Source organism: Ammoniphilus sp. CFH 90114, from assembly GCF_004123195.1.
Classification (GTDB): domain Bacteria; phylum Bacillota; class Bacilli; order Aneurinibacillales; family RAOX-1; genus YIM-78166.
The window spans coordinates 101,831-121,941 of the sequence record NZ_SDLI01000002.1; the positions used below are offsets into that span (position 1 = coordinate 101,831).

At 41.4% G+C, this 20,111-nt stretch carries 18 protein-coding genes, 2 riboswitches and 1 other annotated feature; of the genes, 10 read left to right on the forward strand and 8 right to left on the reverse strand.

All coding sequences use genetic code 11. The features are described from left to right. Positions 1-753, reverse strand: a complete 753-nt coding sequence (locus tag EIZ39_RS05165; RefSeq protein WP_129198164.1) for a metal ABC transporter ATP-binding protein — start codon at positions 751-753, stop codon at positions 1-3. Between the two features lie 229 nt (positions 754-982). Between EIZ39_RS05165 and EIZ39_RS05170 the strand changes: the two genes are divergently transcribed. Beyond that, a complete protein-coding gene (locus EIZ39_RS05170) occupies positions 983-2,098 on the forward strand; it encodes a sensor histidine kinase (RefSeq protein ID WP_129198166.1) in 1,116 nt (371 codons plus the stop codon). A 111-nt stretch (positions 2,099-2,209) separates the two neighbouring features. On the opposite strand, the gene EIZ39_RS05175 is transcribed toward EIZ39_RS05170, so the two are convergent. After that, positions 2,210-3,418, reverse strand: a complete 1,209-nt coding sequence (locus EIZ39_RS05175) for a hypothetical protein (RefSeq protein WP_129198167.1) — start codon at positions 3,416-3,418, stop codon at positions 2,210-2,212. 110 nt (positions 3,419-3,528) lie between these two features. Between EIZ39_RS05175 and EIZ39_RS05180 the strand changes: the two genes are divergently transcribed. The 7 genes from EIZ39_RS05180 to EIZ39_RS05210 all read left to right on the forward strand — a co-directional run bounded on the left by EIZ39_RS05180 (position 3,529) and on the right by EIZ39_RS05210 (position 10,068). Beyond that, positions 3,529-4,104 (forward strand): TVP38/TMEM64 family protein, encoded by a 576-nt coding sequence (locus EIZ39_RS05180; protein ID WP_164984906.1) that lies wholly within the window; start codon positions 3,529-3,531, stop codon positions 4,102-4,104. Positions 4,105-4,176: 72 nt separating this feature from the next. Continuing rightward, positions 4,177-4,293: riboswitch (SAM riboswitch) on the forward strand. 94 nt (positions 4,294-4,387) lie between these two features. Beyond that, complete coding sequence (locus EIZ39_RS05185; protein WP_129198171.1) at positions 4,388-5,506, forward strand: PLP-dependent transferase; 1,119 nt, start codon at positions 4,388-4,390, stop codon at positions 5,504-5,506. Between the two features lie 58 nt (positions 5,507-5,564). Further along, positions 5,565-5,798 (forward strand) — a binding site (T-box leader). 48 nt (positions 5,799-5,846) lie between these two features. Next, entirely contained in the window at positions 5,847-6,851 is a 1,005-nt protein-coding gene (gene trpS, locus EIZ39_RS05190; protein WP_129198173.1) for a tryptophan--tRNA ligase, read from the forward strand. Between the two features lie 53 nt (positions 6,852-6,904). Then, positions 6,905-7,264, forward strand: coding sequence for a DUF3905 domain-containing protein (locus EIZ39_RS05195; protein WP_129198175.1), 360 nt, complete (start codon positions 6,905-6,907; stop codon positions 7,262-7,264). Positions 7,265-7,374: 110 nt separating this feature from the next. Continuing rightward, positions 7,375-8,550: an MFS transporter gene (locus EIZ39_RS05200; protein ID WP_164984907.1), complete on the forward strand. Its 1,176-nt coding sequence runs from the start codon at positions 7,375-7,377 to the stop codon at positions 8,548-8,550. 24 nt (positions 8,551-8,574) lie between these two features. Next, complete coding sequence (locus EIZ39_RS05205) at positions 8,575-9,879, forward strand: pyrimidine-nucleoside phosphorylase (RefSeq protein WP_129199116.1); 1,305 nt, start codon at positions 8,575-8,577, stop codon at positions 9,877-9,879. An 18-nt stretch (positions 9,880-9,897) separates the two neighbouring features. Further along, a complete protein-coding gene (locus EIZ39_RS05210; RefSeq protein WP_129198179.1) occupies positions 9,898-10,068 on the forward strand; it encodes a XapX domain-containing protein in 171 nt (56 codons plus the stop codon). 56 nt (positions 10,069-10,124) lie between these two features. On the opposite strand, the gene EIZ39_RS27640 is transcribed toward EIZ39_RS05210, so the two are convergent. Both EIZ39_RS27640 and EIZ39_RS05220 read right to left on the reverse strand, forming a co-directional pair. After that, complete coding sequence (locus tag EIZ39_RS27640) at positions 10,125-11,432, reverse strand: globin-coupled sensor protein (RefSeq protein ID WP_305013173.1); 1,308 nt, start codon at positions 11,430-11,432, stop codon at positions 10,125-10,127. A 150-nt stretch (positions 11,433-11,582) separates the two neighbouring features. Further along, entirely contained in the window at positions 11,583-12,533 is a 951-nt protein-coding gene (locus EIZ39_RS05220; RefSeq protein ID WP_129198183.1) for a C40 family peptidase, read from the reverse strand. Positions 12,534-12,655: 122 nt separating this feature from the next. On the opposite strand from EIZ39_RS05220, the gene EIZ39_RS05225 reads away from it, so the two are divergent. Beyond that, complete coding sequence (locus EIZ39_RS05225) at positions 12,656-13,828, forward strand: THUMP domain-containing class I SAM-dependent RNA methyltransferase (protein WP_129198185.1); 1,173 nt, start codon at positions 12,656-12,658, stop codon at positions 13,826-13,828. 157 nt (positions 13,829-13,985) lie between these two features. On the opposite strand, the gene zwf is transcribed toward EIZ39_RS05225, so the two are convergent. Continuing rightward, the gene (zwf, locus tag EIZ39_RS05230; protein WP_129198187.1) at positions 13,986-15,524 is read right to left on the reverse strand and encodes a glucose-6-phosphate dehydrogenase; all 1,539 of its coding nucleotides are present in this window, start codon (positions 15,522-15,524) and stop codon (positions 13,986-13,988) included. A 55-nt stretch (positions 15,525-15,579) separates the two neighbouring features. Continuing rightward, positions 15,580-16,860, reverse strand: coding sequence for a bifunctional folylpolyglutamate synthase/dihydrofolate synthase (locus EIZ39_RS05235; RefSeq protein ID WP_129198189.1), 1,281 nt, complete (start codon positions 16,858-16,860; stop codon positions 15,580-15,582). A 155-nt stretch (positions 16,861-17,015) separates the two neighbouring features. Here EIZ39_RS05235 and thrS point away from each other — a divergent pair, with 155 nt between their 5' ends. Then, positions 17,016-18,944 (forward strand): threonine--tRNA ligase, encoded by a 1,929-nt coding sequence (thrS, locus tag EIZ39_RS05240; RefSeq protein WP_129198191.1) that lies wholly within the window; start codon positions 17,016-17,018, stop codon positions 18,942-18,944. Positions 18,945-19,035: 91 nt separating this feature from the next. Here thrS and EIZ39_RS05245 read toward each other — a convergent pair whose 3' ends face one another. Next, complete coding sequence (locus tag EIZ39_RS05245) at positions 19,036-19,242, reverse strand: hypothetical protein (protein ID WP_129198193.1); 207 nt, start codon at positions 19,240-19,242, stop codon at positions 19,036-19,038. Positions 19,243-19,404: 162 nt separating this feature from the next. Beyond that, entirely contained in the window at positions 19,405-19,749 is a 345-nt protein-coding gene (locus tag EIZ39_RS05250; protein ID WP_164984909.1) for a DUF192 domain-containing protein, read from the reverse strand. Between the two features lie 222 nt (positions 19,750-19,971). Beyond that, a riboswitch (cyclic di-GMP riboswitch) is annotated at positions 19,972-20,057 on the forward strand. Positions 20,058-20,111 lie beyond the last annotated feature (54 nt).

The window sequence follows — 20,111 nt, forward strand, 5'->3', positions numbered from 1 at the left end:
CTAGTGACGGTGCTCCACTAAATTCATATGAGAGCCATATGCTCTTTCTAGAATCGCCTGCTGATTGGCTTGAAAGTCACTAGGATCTCCATGAAAATGTATTCGCTTGTTAAGGCAAGCTACCTTATTCACGTGATGTGTCATCATTCCGATATCGTGGGTGACCATGAGCAGGGTTAATTGGTGTTCTTGGTGAAGCTTCGCTAATAGATGATAAAATCGATCGACGGATTCGGTGTCCACCCCAACCGTAGGTTCATCTAAGATGAGTAGGCTGGGTTTGGATACTAAGGCACGAGCAATGAAGGCTCTCTGCTGCTGTCCGCCAGAGAGTTTACCTATATTTCTATCTGCAAGGGACGAGAGTCCAACTTGTTCAATGGCTTCCATGATCGATTCATGATGTTGCCTATTTAGTCTTTTAAATAAGCCCATTTTCCCATAGAGTCCCATAGAGACGACTTCGTATACGGTAGCAGGGAATCCACTATTAAAGCTGTTCGCTTTCTGTGAGACATAACCAATTTTATACCAGTCTTTAAAAGAAGAAGTTGGAATCCCGAATAATTTCACTTCTCCCTGTTTAGGCTGGACAAGTCCAAGTATAATCTTCAGTAAAGTAGATTTTCCTGAGCCATTAGGACCCACAAGACCTACATAATCGCCTTGCTCGACAATGAAATGAACGTCCTTCAAAACTTCATTATGACTATAGTTAAAATGTATATCCTTACATTGTATGATTGGTTGCATGGGTCTTCACCGGAATCGGTGTCACCCTCCTATCTTTTTTAAGTTCTAATCATTACGATTTATCTTTAATAAAGCCATTCTATCATAGGGTAATCTTAAAGGTAAGTCAACAAACAGTTGTATAAAGGTTATGCTTTCTTATTTTTTGAAGGAATTTGATATTCGTTGTAGAAATAAATAACTTATTGGACAATTTTGTCTAATCCAACTTTTTAAGGAGTATCCCAGTATGTTATCAACAGATCGGACGATGCGTGAGCACCTGCTTGCGTTTACGAACGAATATGTCAGTGAGGTATTTGGAAAATCGCTAAATTATGAAATACTTTATCATGAAAAGAAGGAAGAGTTAGTAGAGACTTTACAGCAAGCGCTTATGTTTGTTCTTGAGGCTATTGAAAGTGAAACCATTTCTCTAAAGACAGTCAATGATTTTGCCGGTAGCTATGCTGAGCACTATATCATTTATTTTCATGATGCAGAGACCTTAATCAGGGACTGTTCAGAATTAAAGAATCGATTTTTAAATCAGATTGTTTATCCGCACTTGGAGAGTAAGTTTCAAGCTAGAGCAGTGAGCATAATTAGTACCTTTGTAGATGAATTTATGATTCGTCTATTCAAGGAGAAACAGTGGGAATTAGAGCGTCTAGAAGTGGAGAAATTCAATGCCATAGGGAATATGGCTTCCGGAATGGCGCATGAATTACGGAATCCAATTACCAGTATCAAAGGTTTTCTCAAGCTGATCTATGAGATGCATCCTCATCCTGAAGAGATTCATCATTACTACACCATTATTGATGAAGAAGTAAAGCGGCTCGATTATATATTAGAGAGGTTCTTATCGTTAACCAAGAGAAGGAATCTCCCGATGAAGAGAGAGTTTGAAGAGGTCGATATTAGTCGTTTGATTGATCGCTGTGTCTCCCTTTTTGAGTTTGAGTTTATTCGTTTAGGTATAGAAACAATCGTTCATCTAGAGTCAAATGCCGTCATTAGAGGAAATAGCAAGGAGCTTGAACAAACCTTTATCAATATTATTAAGAATGCCTGTGAAGAGTTTCAACGCACTCCCGAACAGCGCGAGAAGCTGATTCGCATCTCCTGTCGGGTTAGCGGGGAGAAAGTAATGGTCCTCTTTTTTAATAATGGGAGCCCGATAAGCCCTAGTGATGTAAAGCAAATCTTTAATCCTTTTTACTCCACTAAAGAAAACGGCACAGGATTAGGACTAGCCATATGCAAACAGATTATCGAGGCCCACGGCGGTAAAATCAATATTTACCCCGAACCCGATGGTACCATGGTCGAGCTCAAGCTTCCATGGACAATGGAAACCTGAATAATAGATACAAGAGGCTGTCCCTAAAGGTAGGTAAAACTGATGTTTTTAGGGAACCAGCCTCTTTTTTGGGTCTTATTGCAAGTGGATGCTTGTAATCATGGTCAGTTCTTAGTTACTAACACGAAACCCTCGTTGAATATCAATGAAAAATCCAACGATTCCCAAGGTAGTCAAGATGCCTGTACCAAGTAGGGACATCCATATCCCTTTCGGTAATGGCCATTGCATCCATTGCAGAAGTCCAGCCAAGAACAATAGAATGATCATGCTGACGACTCCTAGCAGATAGAAAGCAACATAGGGACCAGTGATCTTGCTTTGAGCATATACTTTTCCACTGAAATACATAAGGAAAGTAGTGATAAAGCCAAGCAGGGTAAGATGCAAATAGGCAATAATGACCTGTCTGCTATCATATATAGCATAGGCTAATAAGGGCCATGCACCCATAAGCTCCAGCAGAGATTTTACTCCTAAACTGGCCAAGGATACACTTAACAGTAAACGCAAGGAAAATGACCTCTCACGCTTCCATAACAGTTTAGCTGTCATCATGAGAAGCATGCTAATCGAAATAAATTGGAGAAGTGATCCAATAAGTCCGATAGCGACGAAGATAGGTTGAGATAATAACCATAGGGCTGATGAGAGATAAGAAGGAATAACGCTCACAGCCAATAATCCGAACTGCCATTTTACCCAACGATATTGGAGGTTCCTCTCGGAAGCAAGCAAATGATAAATGATCCCAATAATAACGAAGGTAAACCATCCGTTGTATTGAAGGTGTAGGTAGTAATAAATAAAAAAATTATTTATTGTTTCATTGCCGAGTCCAGTAGCACCTGCAATGGCCAATCCCCAAGGACCAAGGGAAGATAGTAGGTTGAACCAGACAGCCGCTTGATAGAAGGAACGGACTATTCCTTTAGGATGAGTGTTCCGATGAATAAAAAATTGGTAAGCAAAATAGTAAGATAAGAAGGCATGTAGAGTAGAGAAGCCAATAGATATCAAGCCATACCCCTGGTAACTAAAAGAAAACAGCATCCCAATAACTGAGACATGCAGTAAAAAGTAATAGATCTTAATTGCTCGCCTTTCGCTAAAACCTGCAGGAAAGCAATGTTGAATGAATACAGCATTAATGAGAATGTAAACCCAACCAAGAAAAGCAACGTGAGAATGGGCATGCACGATATGCATGAAGGAAAGCTCAGGCCAAACGGGTTCCACCATCTTCCATCTAAGGAGGATACCTAATAGTGAAATAATGAGTAAGTATAAAAAAGAGGAGTAAACCCACTTCTTTACCATTCCATTTTCCTCTCTTTCCTTATTGTGGTATATTTTTATCGTATAGAATACTGCTCCTTTATTTAAATCATAGTACCAGATAAAGATCAATAATGAGAGGGTTCAATTTCGTGGACATTAGAATAGAAGAGCTATACGATTGGATTAACGCCTATCGAGGCTTAGGGATTGCTATTGCCTTTATTCTTCCCATTCTAGAGGCATTCTTTCCGATTCTTCCGTTGATTGCTATTGTTACAGGAAACGCTGTTGCTTTCGGCATGTGGAAGGGATTCTTCTTTACATGGCTTGGAGCGTGTACAGGATCCCTCTTAGTCTTTTGGCTTATCCGGACATTCAGCCGTAATTGGACAGAGAGATTGTTCCATAGGTACAAAGGGATTGAGAAGAGCTCGAAATGGTTTGAGAAGCATGGATTCTCTGTGTTATTTCTATTAAGGTGTTTTCCGTTCTCACCATCAAGTCTAATCAATGTACTAGCGGGTTTGTCGGCTATTTCTTTTCATACCTATTTTTGGGCGACCATTCTTGGAAAAGCAGTGATGGTGTTTATCTTATCCTATATTGGGGCCGATTTGCCTCAATTCATTCGTGAACCCGTCAAGTTAATCACCTTACTTCTAGGTGTTGCGCTTCTGTGGGGAGTGGGCAAGCTGGTAGAAAAGCGCTACTTACCTAAATCGTAAGAATGATTGACAAAAAATGAATCACCCCATATAATTTGACGTAATTAGTTTTATAAACAAGTGAATACGTTGCTCTTATCAAGAGAAGGCGGAGGGACTGGCCCGATGAAGCCCGGCAACCGACTGTGATATTTTTATCCAGCACGGTGCTAATTCCTACAGAATGATTTTCATTTTGATAGATAAGGGTTTGGTCCGTCTCGGATAAGATGATCAGCCCCTTACTTATACAAGTTAGGGGTTATTTGTGTATAAACAAACTTTTTATGTAGGAGGAGAGTCCATGGACATAGAGACAAAGCTTGTACAGATTGGAAATCGAAGGGAGAAGGAAACAGGAGCGATCAGCTTCCCCGTAACCTTCTCCACTGCCTTTCTACATCCAGCACTAGGAGAAAGTACGGGCTTCGATTACATCCGGACCAAGAATCCAACTCGAACGGTACTAGAAGAAGCGATAGCTGAAATTGAGGGAGGGGACAGAGGATTCGCCATGAGTTCTGGTATGGCAGCCATTCACGTGATCATGGGCTTGTTTAAACCCGGTGATCATATTATAGCCTCACTGGACTTATATGGAGGAACATACCGACTGTTTGAACAGGTTTGGAAGTCTTATGGGTTAACCTTCAGCTATGTCAATTTAAGAAGTGGAAGCGACTTGCAAGACCATCTTCTCCCTGAAACAACTGCTGTGTTTATCGAAACTCCAACGAATCCGATGATGATAACGGCTGATATTTCAAGTATTGCAAGTGTAGCGAAAAAACAAGGAGTACTTACGATCGTCGATAACACGTTCTTATCTCCCTACTACCAAAAACCCATTCTAGAGGGGGCAGATATTTCTTTTCATAGTGCAACGAAGTATCTAGGGGGACATAATGATGTACTTGCCGGGCTTATTGTGTCTAACGGACAAGAACTATCCGATAGGCTTTTCTTTTTGCAAAATTCCATCGGTGCTGTGCTAGGACCGATGGATTCTTGGTTACTTATCCGCGGGATGAAAACTTTAGCCCTCAGGATGGAACGTCATACGGAAAACGCTAAGCGAATTGTATCTTTTCTTAAGGAACATCCCCTTATAACGGATGTCTTGTACGCTGGTTTAGGTGGGATGGTGTCCTTTCGGGTCAAAGACGCAGCTTTGGTACCGGGGATATTAAGACATTTAAGAGTGATTTCGTTTGCCGAAAGTCTTGGTGGCGTAGAGAGTCTGTTAACTTATCCAGCTGTTCAAACACATGCTGATGTGCCTAAGGAAGTAAGAGATTCAGTGGGAGTGTGCGATAGGTTACTGCGATTTTCTGTCGGAGTCGAGCATGCGCAAGATCTTGTTGAGGATTTAAGGTGTGCGATTGAAGCATCAGAACTGCAATTGAGAACGGGAGAGGTCTAGACCCAAGTTTTCTTGCATTTTGAAGTGCATTAAGATAAAATTTTATCAACTCGAATAGTTGATGGCGTTGACGAAGAGAAGTAAATCCGTTGTTTTCTGCTTTCAGAGAGCCAGTGGTTGGTGTAAACTGGTACAGAACCGTGATTGAATGGACTTCTGAGCCCCAAACTGAAACCTTATGGAGTAGGCTTTGGCGGAATGTCTTCACGATAAAGAAGACAAAAGGAGATCTGCGTTCTTTTTATATGAACCTAGATCAACAAGGGTGGCACCACGGTCCCTCGTCCCTTACGGATGAGGGGCTTTTTTGTTTTTATTTGACAATTAGGAGTGAATAAGTATGAGCAAGAAGAAAATTTTTTCTGGCATTCAGCCTAGCGGTTTATTAACGCTCGGTAACTACATAGGAGCCATGAAACAATTCGTAGAACTACAAGATGAAGGGGACTGTACTTTTTGTGTCGTCGATCTACACGCCTTGACGGTTCCGCAGGACCCTGTTGCCCTTCGCAATAATGTTCGCTCTTTAGCTGCTTTGTTCTTGGCCGTAGGGATTGATCCAGATAAATCTACTCTAATCGTTCAATCTCAAGTAAAGGAACATGCCGAACTAGGCTGGTTGATGCAATGTGTATCCCATATGGGAGAACTAGAGCGAATGACTCAGTTTAAAGATAAATCAACTGGAAAAGATGTAGTTACTTCTGCTTTGTTTACCTACCCCGCTCTAATGGCTGCGGATATCTTGTTGTATGATACTACCCATGTTCCTGTTGGGGAGGATCAGAAACAACATTTGGAATTAACAAGGGATATTGCGCAGCGCTTTAACAACCGTTTTGGTGAGACTTTTGTTGTTCCTGAACCGATGATACCGAAGGTTGGAGGACGAGTAATGTCCTTAGATGACCCATCGAAGAAAATGAGCAAAAGCAATCCAAACGAAGGAAGCTATGTTGCTTTACTCGACGAGCCTTCCAAGATTGTGAAGAAGATCAAGCGAGCCGTAACCGATTCAGAAAATGAAATTCGCTTTGACCCAGTCAACAAACCAGCGATTAGTAATCTTTTAACGATCTATTCCTTCTGTGCTAATCAGACTGTGGATGAATTGGTTGCCCGCTATCAAGGGGTTGGCTATGGGACGTTTAAAAGTGAGCTGGCAGATGCGGTCGTAAGCATGCTAGAACCGATTCAAAATAGGTACCGTGAGTTGATCGAATCCGATGAGCTTGATCGGATCTTGCTTCGCGGAGCAGAGCATGCTTCCGTATTTGCTGAGAAGAAGATGATCGACGTGAAGGAGAAAATGGGACTTATTCCAAGGGAACGCTTGACTACATAACTTGTAGTGATTATGGCCAAACTTAGAATACCCCTTTAAAAGAGGTGATGGATATGAGCAACAAGAAACGGGAGCAACAGCCAAAATTGAATTCTCCTGTTATGGAGCAAACTATCCCACATCAGGTGCATTCTCCGGCTTATAACAAATCCAAGTCAGACATTCGAGAGCCTTTTATTAATGAATTTGGAGTGGTGATAGGAGACAGTTTTTACGACTCTCCTAACTCCCCTTTAAACAATTGGAGTACGGACGTTGATCCAGCCATTATGGCAGGCGATCAATGGGTACACCCAACAAATGATATTGGCTGCAACTCCAGCGAAAATGCTGAAATGATTGAAGAAGGAATTAACCCATTAGGTGTTCCCTTTATGCACCCTGATAAAGATGTAAGCTATGGCAGGGATTAATTCCAGATGAACTGAACTGACCCTTAAATCATTAGGGTCAGTTTCTTTTTTCCATTTTAATTTAATGGTAGAATTAACGGATAGCATGAAGAATGGAAGGAGAAGTGGGTTTGAATGAATTAAGACGCCCGTTTTTACAAGGGCCAATTGTGTCACTTGTGGCATATAATTATTTCTTTTATGCAATTGTTTCCATTTTCATTTCTTATCTGCCCGTCTATTTTACGTCCCAAGGAATCAGTCCTGTACAAATTGGTATCTTACTCGGCGTTGGCCCCTTTATTTCCATCATCTCGCCCCCTATTTGGGGCTACTTAAGCGATAAGTACAAAACCGTTAAGAACATCTTAATACTGACCCTTGTAGCGACAATTCTTTTTGGGACATTTATGTTCAGATCTGTCTCCTTTGAGTGGATGTTCTTTTACGTTCTTGTTTTCAACTTTTTTATGTCTCCTATTGGTCCCTTAACTGATAGCCTGACCTACCGGGTTTCGGAGGTGTATCGAATTCCCTTCGGAAGCATTCGACTGTTTGGATCGGTTGGTTTTGCTATAACCGCCATCTTTATGGGCTTTGTATTTGAACGCATTGGTCTGGGTTATATTTCATGGGTCTTTCTGGCTTTTGGATTAATTGCATTATATACGTGCACAAGGCTTAGTGATGCTCCATCATCTTTAAAACCCGTCTCCCTTCGATCCATTTTTTCTGTATTTCAGGAAAAAAGGATTCTTTGGTTTCTTTTCGTGATTTTCACTTTATCCATACCTCATCGGATTAATGACGGATTTGTTGGAGTTTATATTGAATCCTTAGGTGGCACGACCGGCTTGGTAGGCACGGCTTGGTTTTTCGCAACAGGGAGTGAAGCCTTATTATTTGGCCTTAGTGTGCGGTGGCTTCGTCAGGGCCGAGAATTGCAACTGATAGCTTGGGCTGCTGTATTCTATTGTGTTCGTTGGATTTTATGTGCACTCTTAGCGGATCCGGTTCTGGTAACTTATCTTCAATTATTTCATGGCCTATCCTTTGCTATCTATTATTTAGCTTCTTTACAATATTTGTATAGATTAATTCCCCCAGAGTTGAAATCCACAGGTCAGACGGTTTTTGCTGCCGTATTCTTCGGTTTCGCAGGGATTGTCGGCTCGCTTATAGCGGGTTGGATTTTTGAGGCTTACAACGGTCAATTCCTCTATATAACAATGACTGCATTCTCACTTATGGGATTAGTATTGGTATTTATTACTATGTTCCGTGAGCGTACAATGAGTAGACAATAAATACATAATAAGAGGTGAACAATGATGAGAATGGTCGATTTGATTCAAAAGAAGAGAGATGGACTCGAGTTAACAAAGTCAGAGATTGATTTTATTATTGAAGGTTATACGCAAGGAGCCATTCCAGACTATCAAGTTTCAGCATGGGCTATGTCTGTGTTCTTCCAAGGAATGAATCCACGAGAAATAGCCGATCTAACCATGGCTATGGTCAAGTCAGGCGATGAAGTTGATCTATCCGCTATCGAGGGTATTAAAGTTGATAAGCATAGCACGGGTGGGGTAGGAGATACAACAACCTTAGTTTTAGGTCCCCTCGTTGCAGCAGCAGGTGTTCCCGTTGCTAAAATGTCAGGTAGAGGACTAGGGCATACAGGAGGTACCATTGATAAATTAGAAGCGATAGATGGATTTCATACAGAAATTACAAAAGAGGAATTCATCAAGATCGTCAATGAAATTAAAGTAGCGGTTGTTGGCCAAAGTGGGAACTTAACCCCAGCAGATAAGAAGCTTTATGGTCTAAGAGATGTAACGGCTACTGTAAATTCAATTCCCTTAATAGCAAGCTCCATTATGAGTAAGAAGATCGCCTCTGGAGCAGATGCCATTGTGCTGGATGTAAAAACGGGTGACGGGGCGTTCATGAAAACCTTGGAGGGTTCTAAAGAACTTGCTCGTACTATGGTGGAGATTGGCAAGCGCGTAGGAAGGAATACAGTTGCTGTCATTAGCGATATGAATCAGCCATTGGGCTTCGCTGTTGGAAACGCGTTAGAAGTGAAAGAGGCCATTGATACCTTGCGTGGGCATGGACCAGAAGATCTTACAGAATTATGCTTAGTCTTGGGAGCCCATATGGTTGTGCTGGCTAAAAAGGAAGATGATTTTGATATGGCTTATAACCGACTCAAGAAAATTCTTGCATCAGGGGAAGCAATATCAAAACTCAAAGAGTTTATTCAAGCTCAAGGAGGAAATCCGGAGGTCGTTGATCATCCAGAGAGACTCCCTCAATCAAAGTATCAAGTTGAAGTGAAAACCGCTTCTACAGGATATGTGAAGTCAATCAAAGCAGAAGAAATTGGCCATATCGCAATGATGCTTGGAGCAGGGCGTAAGACAAAGGAAGATTCCATTGATCTAGCCGTAGGGGTTGAGCTGAAGAAGAAAGTGGGCGACCCTGTACAAGAAGGAGACGTTCTAGCGGTTCTACATGCGAACACAGAGGATGAAATGGAAGAATGGGTCACTAAGACCACTCATGCCTATGCGATTCAACAAGAGCAGGTGTCAGCCCTGCCATTGATATATGATGTAATCGAGTAACAGCAGGAGGATTCAAACGTGAGAGAGATTATTTTATCTATTATCGCCGGTATTCTCGTCGGTGTTATCTTTAAATTATTAAAGCTCCCCATTCCAGCACCACCGGTATTACCGGCGGTCTTGGGAATCTTTGGGCTTTACCTGGGAGGAAAGCTGGTCGAGGTCGCCCTTCGGATGTGGGGAAAGTAGGCTAGTAAGCAAGCTTAAGGTTGAACAGATTACTCACTAATTTGTTCAACCTTTATTCACTTTCTCTCAGCTCTGAGATTCATATGTATCGCAAGCTGCGATAATGAACTAGTTGCCATGGATACTTCTTGAATAGAAGTTACAATTAAGTCCAGATCGCGTTTGTTGTTTCCAAACATTTCGATGTAATATTTCACCTCGTTATTTGTCCTCTGTAATTCAACCTGTACCTCTTTAACAGAACCAACTGTATCTTCAGCTGAGTAAGTCATACGATTTAGCCTTTCCTCAATATGTTGCATACTTCCTGTACTCTCAGCTACTAACTGGCTAATAATACTATTGGTTTGTTTAGTCGCTTCCGCCAATTTGCGAACTTCATTGGCTACAACTGAGAATCCTCTACCGTGCTCCCCAGCACGTGCAGCTTCAATGGAAGCATTAAGGGCCAAGAGATTGGTTTGGTTTGTAATTCCTTCTATATCCTTGGACATGTTGATGACTCTGCGCAATAAAGTCGATAATTCCTCTACTTCATTAACCATATCAGAAATGTCAGTTCTTAACTCTAATATTTTTTCTTCTGTTTTGCACATGTTTTCTATACTTTGTTCAGTTAAGTGGAACAGTTGTTTGCTGCTATACAAGGTATTATCTGTTTCTTCAATGACTTTTTGAGCTTTCTGACATGTATCCACGGATGCAGATTCCGTTTGTTGGATTGAGGCAGCTATTTGTTGACTCATCTCTAATAGCTCTGATTGGGTTTGTTTTTGTTCACTTAATAAATTTTCAATTACAGACATTCTAGCGTTAAGGTATTCCTCTGCAATGATTTGCGAGTCAAGGTTAATAAATCCGGTAACAGCAAGTAAAGCAGTTGATAATTCTTTTGGATCATCTTTTAAGGTTTCTACTAACTGTGGAATCAAGTAAGAATTAATCGTTTGATAGGTGGCAAGAAACCAGTCAATAGGAAGTGTTACTTGATTATGCTTATTTCCAATTTGTTTACGGTAGCGAAAGTAGGAGTCGTCAAGCTTTCCAGAGAATAATGTTTCAATATAGTGCATAAACACGGATTTCAATCTTTGTCTAGAAGAATGCTGATTGGCGACTTCTTGAATTATTGTTGTTTCAAAAACGGTGTCCAATATGGTTTCAAATATCTTATCAGCCATTTCTAGCACAGATGGTTTTAGTTTTTGTAAGACTTCAATGTGTTCCTGCTTTAAATTCATGTAACTCAATTTGGCATTTATTTGAGCGTTATTAACCGTAATGGATTTACTAAGTCTCATATCTTGATGACTTAGTGGGTTTGGGACTGTAGTCTTTCTGAATAAAGAGAAGGGGCATTTCATAGAACTCACCGTTCTTTCTTTTATAATGTATAATTTTAGTCTATTATTTATAATAATATTGTACATAAATTATACAAATTAACAAGATATATTTTATTTAACAAAAAAGGTCGAGTCTCAATATTGAGACTCGACCTCTATCTAGTTACATTACCAAAATCTTATGGCTCCACAATACTTCTGTAAGTACTTGCCTTCCCACAGTGGTTGGATTTTCACCACGTAATTAGAATTGGAAGCATGAAGGAAGTCTCCCTCTCCAACGTAAATTCCAACATGGTCGACAAACCCTCGTTCATTTGCAAAATAAACAAGATCTCCTGCTTGCAATTCTTCTTTACTTACTTCAAAACCATGCTCTTTTCCAAATTTGAACTGGGCAGATGCATCGCGTGGAATAAGAATGCCATTCGCCTTGTGCATGTTATGGGAGAATCCGGAGCAATCAAAGCCAAAGCTTGACATGCCTGACCATAAATAGGGTAAATCTAAGAACTGTTTTCCTGCTTCAACAATATCTGCCCCCATACGTTTCTCTAGCATCGGATAAGGAGCTTTCAAGTGAGGAAGCTCGACCTGATGCGGCTCCTGGCGAATGGTTACCTCATCGAAAGACAGCCATCCCTCTTTTCCGGATGGTAACTTGACGTAAATCTTTTCTCCCTCATGTTTTAATAGAGGAAGGCGGGTAAGATAGGATAAGGATACCTTCGATTGTTCCGTATTTAATGTGGCCTGAGCCGCAGTTACCCAGACACTTGGAGAGCTTGAATAAAGGTGATGGTAGGCTTCGTCATATCCAAGCTGACGAGTTGGAACCCATCCCGGATAACCAGTTTCATTCTTTGGGGTATATTGGTCTGGAATCAGAATGTGACTCCAGTCTCCGGATTCTTCTGTAATCAGTACCTGAGTACCTAGCAGTACTTGGGTTTGAAGAATATTTTCATCAATGAACCAGATGCGATCCTGGTGAGTAAGTCCGGATAACCATGCTGGGATATCGGTTGGAGACGTTGTGGCTGTGTAATCCAGCTCGCGGGGAAGATCCGGCTTGGTCCAGACGGTTGCGACGTTTACGTTAATATAAGCGGTCTTCATGCTGTTCCACCTTTCTGTTAAAAAAAGTTAACTTAAACAGTATATCTTGTACGCTTTCGTTTGGAAACGGTTATGACTAATAGTATAATGTTTTCATTATGTTTAGGATAGGAGAGAAAGGTATGTCGAGTAATCAGGTAGTGGAACTTATCGCCACTTCCACTTTTGGTCTGGAGTCCGTTGTGGGGGAGGAAGTTAAAGCCCTAGGATATGAAAATGCTGTAGTGGAAAATGGGAAAGTTACCTTCAAGGCGGGGATTGAAGCCATTCCGAAGGCGAATTTGTGGCTTCGTACGGCGGATCGAATACGGCTTAAGATCGGGGAATTTGAAGCGAGAACATTTGACGAGCTTTTTGAAAAAACAAAAGCCTTACCATGGTCTGACTGGTTACCGGAAAATGCCGAATTTCCCGTAGATGGGAAATCGGTAAAATCAACGTTGTTTTCCATATCGGATTGCCAAGCCATCGTGAAGAAGGCCATTGTTGAGCATATGAAGCAAAAGTACAAGAAAGAATGGTTTGAGGAAAGTGGTCCTCTATATCGAATAGAAGTGTCTGTCCTTAAAGATGTTGCTACTCTAACCATCGATACAAGTGGGACAGCACTACATAAAAGAGGGTACCGAACTTTAATTGGGGGAGCCCCGTTAAAAGAAACCATGGCAGCGGCTCTCATCCTTCTTTCTCGTTGGAAGCCGGATAGTGTACTGATTGATCCATTTTGTGGGTCCGGTACTATTCCTATTGAAGCGGCTCTAATCGGACAAAATATTGCACCGGGAATGAACCGAGAATTTGCTTCTGAGAATTGGCCGGTCATCCCAAAAGAAATTTGGAGAGAGGCTAGGAAGGAGACCCATGATCTTGCCCGATACGATCAACCGCTTCAGATTATAGGTACAGACTATGACGACGAAGTTCTACAGATTGCCCGCACTAATGCTGAGGAAGCGATGGTAAGTGAGCATATCCACTTCCAGCGGATGTCGGTATCTGAACTTAGATCGAAGAAGAAATACGGAAAGATTATTTGTAATCCACCTTATGGGGAACGGCTAGGGGAAGAAAAGGAAGTAGAGAGATTATATCGCGAAATGGGACAAGTATTCCAAGCGCTTGATACCTGGTCCTATTATGTTATTACGTCTAATGAGAAATTTGAAGAGTTATTCGGCAAGCGGGCTAGCAAAAAGAGAAAGTTATTCAACGGGAATATAAAAGTTGATTATTATCAATACTTTGGCCCAAGACCACCACGGCCAAGTAGAGAAGGGGAAGAGCAGCGTGGATGAGTTTTTTAGGAGAAGGAGAAACAACAAGCCCTTATACTATATCATGATGGGCTTTCTAGTTTTAGGGGGATTATTGATCGCAGCAGGCGTGTGGTTTGTGCTCAGCGTATAAATAAAAGAGAAGAGGGTGTCCCAAAGGGGCACCCTTCTTCTTATTCTAGGATCTCACAAAGTAGGCTTCATGCTCAGTATTTAATTCTTCCTGTCCGTACACAGGCCACCAGCGGAAGCCATCTTGTCCGAGCATCTCGGTAGAAGCTTGAGGTCCCCACGTTCCTGCTGCGTACGAATGAATCTCTGTTTTTCCTTGTTGAAAGGCAGCGGAGATCGGATCAACAAACTTCCAAGCCAACGAAACCTCGTCCCAACGGGTAAAATAGGTAGAATCTCCTTCAAGACAATCGTGCAACAATCGCTCATAAGCCTCAGGTGAATTGATTCCCGCTTCGCAGTTCTGGCAGAAATCAAGAGGAATCGGAGAGACCACGCCATCGGTTCCTGGCTTTTTAACGTTCATTTTAAAATAAATACCTTCTTGAGGGTGTATTCTGATACTTAACAAATTAGGCTCTAAATTGCCATGCTTGTTGAAATAGAGGTTCTTAGGCAATGTCTTAAACTGAATAATGATTTCGGTGGATTTATTAGGCATCCTTTTTCCTGTGCGAATGTAGAAGGGAACGCCGGCCCAACGGAAATTATCGATATATAATTTGGCGGAAACGAAGGTTTCGGTTGAGGAAAGAGGAGCTACACCTGGCTCTTCTCGATATCCACTCACTTCTTTTCCGGCAATGATGCCCCGATCATACTGTCCACGGATGACGTAGTCTTTCACCTCATCGACAGGAAATCTCCGAAGAGAACGAAGTACTTTTACTTTTTCATCACGGATGGCTTCTGTTTCAAGGCGGCTGGGCGGCTCCATCGCGATCATCGTAACCATTTGAAGCATGTGGTTTTGTACCATGTCTCGTAAAGCGCCAGACTTTTCGTAGTATCCTCCTCGCTCTTCCACCCCTACGGTCTCACTCGAGGTAATTTGGACATTGGCAATGTAATTATTGTTCCATAATGGTTCAAAGAAAGAATTGGCAAATCGAATGACTTCAATATTTTGAATCATTTCTTTTCCAAGGTAATGGTCAATCCTGTAGATTTCTTCTTCACGGAACACGGATCGAATCTTATCATTCAGTTCGTTTGCTGAGCGATAGTCCTGGCCAAAAGGCTTTTCTATCACAAGTCGCTTCCATCCGTCCGTTTCTAAGAGGTTGCTGTCCTTTAGATTAAAGGAGACGGTACCGAATAACTCAGGAGAGATCGCTAAGTAAAAGACTCGGTTGCCTGGTATCATAAATCTAGCTTCGGCTTCCGTTAAGGACACTCTTAATTTGGCGTAGCTTTCGGAATTCTGGAGATCAACACTAACGTAATCGAGATGCTTGGAAAATTGCTCCCAGGTTTCTTCTTGATCTTCTTTATACCGACCAAATTGCTTCAGGGATTGCCATACATGTTCGCGGAACATCTCGTTTGTCCAGTCTTTTCTGGCAACACCGATCACGCTGAATTTCTCAGGCAGCATTCCACGTCGATAGAGACTGTAGAGAGCTGGATATAATTTCCTCTTTGCGAGGTCTCCGGTGGCTCCAAATAAGATGATGGAAGATGGATCAATAGGTGATTGTTGCATATATTCCTCCGTAACAATGAATCTTAATGGTTATCTTTCCTATTATGGACCGATTTTATAAATCACTTGGGAGCAATTGAATGGCATCTCCAGCCATAAACATTGATCCAGTGAAGAATATTCCGTCCGAGATTGTGGCCTTTGACAAGGCATAAGCATACGCTTGTTCAAGAGTCGGAAAAGTAAGGGCATGCATTTGGTTTCTGTGACAATAATCGGCTAATTCTTGTGGATCCTTTAGTCTAATTATATTGCTGTGTGGAGCAAATAAAAAGACGGCCCTTATTCCTTCAAAATTTTGCATCATGTCTTCGATCCTCTTATCTTGTGAAAAACCCAGAATAAAATAATGAGTCTCACATCCAAATTTGCGAACAGTTTCACAAAAACGTCTGATCTCCTCTTCGTTATGCGCCCCGTCTATGACGGTAAGCGGAGACTCTTTGACAATTTGAAACCGTCCAGGCAGCTGAGTATGAAGAAGTGCTTCCATTATTTTATCTTGTTTAAGAGGAAACCCCATCTCGTGTAGAAGAAGACTGCATTTAATGGCTAAGGCGGAGTTGCTCCATTGAAACTCTCCTGCAACACGAAGTTGATAGGGGAGTATTAGCCCTTTTTCCATATAGTTTTCTTTTTCGGTGGAGAAATCCTCACCTAAGCAGTACAGTGGAGCCTTTTTCTTTTGTGCTTCCACTTTTAACACTTCTAAGGCTTCGGGAACGCTTGTCCCTGTAATAACGGGAACATGATCTTTTATGACGCCGGATTTGTCATACGCGATCTGTTCAAACGAATGCCCGAGAACCGCTTCATGATCTTTAAAGACATTCGTAATGATCGATACAATGGGAGTAAAAAAAGAACTCGGATCATTGTAGCCGCCTATTCCCGTCTCCACTAAGACAAAGTCTAGTTTCTCTTGTAAGAAAAGGTGAAGTCCTGTCATAAGAAAAACCTGATTATAGTTTAAGGCACCTAACGAATGGCTCTCCGTTGGTTCTACAGATTCGAGGAAGGAAGGTAGAAGTTCATTTATTTTGCCTAAAATGACTCTCTCAGACATTGCTTTTCTATTGATCTGAATCCTTTCATTAAAGGAAGATAAATGGGGACTCTGTATTAAACCTACTCGAAACCCATGAGACTCTAGAATGGAGGATAGAAATAAAGTGGTAGATCCTTTCCCACAGGTTCCCGTAATCAGGATTAGGGGAATCGAGTAAGGAAGAAGCCCTGTTTTTTCAGCTAATGTAGCAACGAGTCTTCTTTTCTCTTCCGGACTTGCAAAAAGACGTTTACTCGCTAATTCCCTTAGTAGTTCCTCTGCAGTCATTTGAGATGCCTCCGGCAACTTATTTGAGCAAGTAATATTATAGCTTAAAAAGAAGAGCTTACCAATGTATTTGTCTTTGAAGTGAAGGTAGCTTTTACTTGTTTTTTCCGGTATTATGAAATAATGATGAAAAGAGAAAAAAGAGGTGTACAAGCATGTCTATGGTAAAGATTGAACTGAAGGACGGCAGTGTGCGCGAGGTCGAGGCTGGCATTAATTTGCGTGACCTAGCAGGCCAGATTTCTTCCAAGTTAAAAAAGGAATCTGTAGTGGGAAGTATCAATGGAACGTTGGTTGAATTGACAACTCCGATTACAGAAGACTGTCATATACAGTTGTTTACAGCAGAGGATGCAGAAGGACTTGAAGTTCTTCGACATTCAACGGCACACTTAATGGCTCAAGCGATTCAGCGACTCTGGCCAGGAGTTAAGCTAGCAATCGGTCCTGTGATCGAAGACGGGTTCTATTATGATATGTCTGGGAGAACCTTCTCTTCTGAGGAGTTTGATCAGATTGAGAAAGAAATGCAAAGTATCATAAAAGAGAATTTGAAGATTGAAAGAAAAGAAATTTCTCGCAATGAGGCTCTCCAATACTTCCAAGAACGCGAGGATAAGTACAAGGTCGAAATCATTAATGATTTACCCGAGGAGACAACATTAACGCTTTATACACAGGGGGATTTTACGGACTTATGCCGTGGACCGCATGTTCCATCGACTGGATACCTCAAAGTATTTAAGCTTATGTCGTTGTCAGCTGCTTACTGGCGTGGGGATGCAAAGAATGATTCTCTCACCCGAATCTATGGTACAGCTTGGCCGAAAAAGGAGCAATTAGCCGAGTATCTTGATCGCTTAGAGCAAGCACGTCGTCGCGATCATCGTCGAATCGGTAAAGAAATGAAGATCTTCTCAGCAACTCCGGAGATCGGTCCTGGATTGCCATTATGGTTGCCTAATGGAGCGAAGATCCGCCGCACGCTTGAGCGATATATTGTAGATTTAGAAGAAAGTCTCGGTTATGATCACGTCTATACTCCAGTTATTGCGAATGTTGACTTGTATAAGACGTCCGGTCACTGGGAGCATTACCAAGAAGATATGTTCCCGCCAATGGAAATGGACAACGAAATGTTCGTTCTACGTCCGATGAACTGTCCGCACCATATGATGGTGTATAAATCGGAGAAGCATAGCTATCGCGACTTGCCTATCCGAATTGCCGAGCTTGGTACGATGCACCGCTATGAAGCGTCTGGTGCCGTTTCCGGTTTACAGCGTGTTCGCGCTATGACACTCAATGATGCCCATATCTTCTGTCGTCCAGATCAAATTCAAGAGGAATTCAGTCGTGTTGTTCAATTAATCCAACAAGCTTATAAGGATTTGAATATCACGGATTACTGGTTCCGTTTGTCATATCGTGATCCAGAGGATAAGGAAAAGTACGTCCAAAATGACGAACTATGGGAAATGGCTCAATCTATGCTGAAGAATGCGATGGATAACCTTGGTCTGCCGTATAAGGAAGTAGAAGGGGAAGCAGCTTTCTACGGCCCGAAGCTTGACGTTATGGTAAAGACAGCCATTGGTAAAGACGAAACGCTATCAACAGCTCAATTAGACTTCTTACTTCCAGAGAGATTCCAGCTTGAGTACATTGGAGATGATGACAAACCACATCGTCCAGTTGTTATTCACCGTGGTATTCTTTCTACAATGGAACGTCTAACGGCTTACTTGATTGAAGTTTACGAAGGCAAGTTCCCGCTTTGGATATCTCCAACTCAAGTGAAGGTCTTAACCATTAGCAACGATTTAGCCGGATATGCGGAAGAAGTCGTACAAAAGTTGAAGCGAGTTGGCATCCGTGTAGAACTCGATAATCGTAACGAGAAAATTGGATATAAGATTAGACAAGCTCAGCTAGAGAAGATGCCATATATGGCAGTAATCGGGAAAGCTGAAGCAGAAAATGGACAAGTGGCTGTGCGTAAGAGAGATCAGGGTGACCTAGGTACGATGGCACTTCATGACTTTGTCCAACAACTAATCGAGGAAATTGCAGAGAAGAAGTAAGGATAATGGAAACAGCCCTCGCGTGATAATAGCGGGGGCTGTTTTGTTATGGTTGTCTACTGGTTTTGGAAGAACGGAAGAAAGTCGGTAGCTAAGCTTGATTTTCCGATTCGAGTATTGGTTTCTTTAAATTGAATAATAAACTATATACCATAATCACGTTCACGGCCCATAAGGAGAATAATATAGAGAGATTATTAAACTCAATGGACGAATAACCATTCAACTTCATGACCATTAGTGACTGAAGATAGATGAGAATGAAGCCAGCAATAATGGATAAGGCGATTTTATGCATCCATTCTTTCCTCCTGTAAAAGTTCTTATTTAAGTCACATTATATATATAAAAACGTCAAAAAACAGCTCTTGAAGTAGAGGGGGTTTTATGGGTGTGAACAGATTGCAAATAAAATATAAGAGGTTGCAAATAAATAAAGTATTTTTGCAAATATCCATCCTCAACTTACTTGAAAAACATCCCCGATCTCTAGGAGATATGGATGCCCTACCTGTAATTCAATGACATAATAAGCTTCCTTCACATAGGGGCTGATCCGCCAAGGTCTTAAGTCTTTTACTATCCGAATAACTACACCTTCTTGGTTTAGAAAGTAAACATCGATAGGGAACCGCATGAAAAACATATGTACTTGTTTGGTTCTATTGAATAATATTCCACGCTGGATTGTTCCCCTTCCCATTAGCCCGAAAAATCTCCTAGCAAAAGTAAAAGCTGTTTCGAGTTCTATTGTTAAATTTTGTTCCGTATTTCGCTTGGTATAGTGAAAAGATTGAATCTTCACTTTCATCACATCCAGATTCTAATTTTTTCTACCATAATGGAAAATAAGATAAAGCACAAGTTCATAATTCTGTCAGACTTTCGAGAGAAATAGAACTGGAATCATATATCTAATTTACCATCTAGGTAAATAGTTGGAATTCCAATGTCAAACATTGTAAAAATAACAGGAACTTTGTCGGATTATAAATAGCCGTATTTCCCACTAAGATAGAGACATAAACAACCGAAAGGGCAAACTTGAGGAAACTCAAGGACGCAAAACTAAAGGGGCTAAAGCACGAATGGCTAGGCCAGCCAGTTGCCGAAGATGTAAGCCTACTTTACATAAGTAGATGCCATCTCCTTCGGGACTTTAAGGGT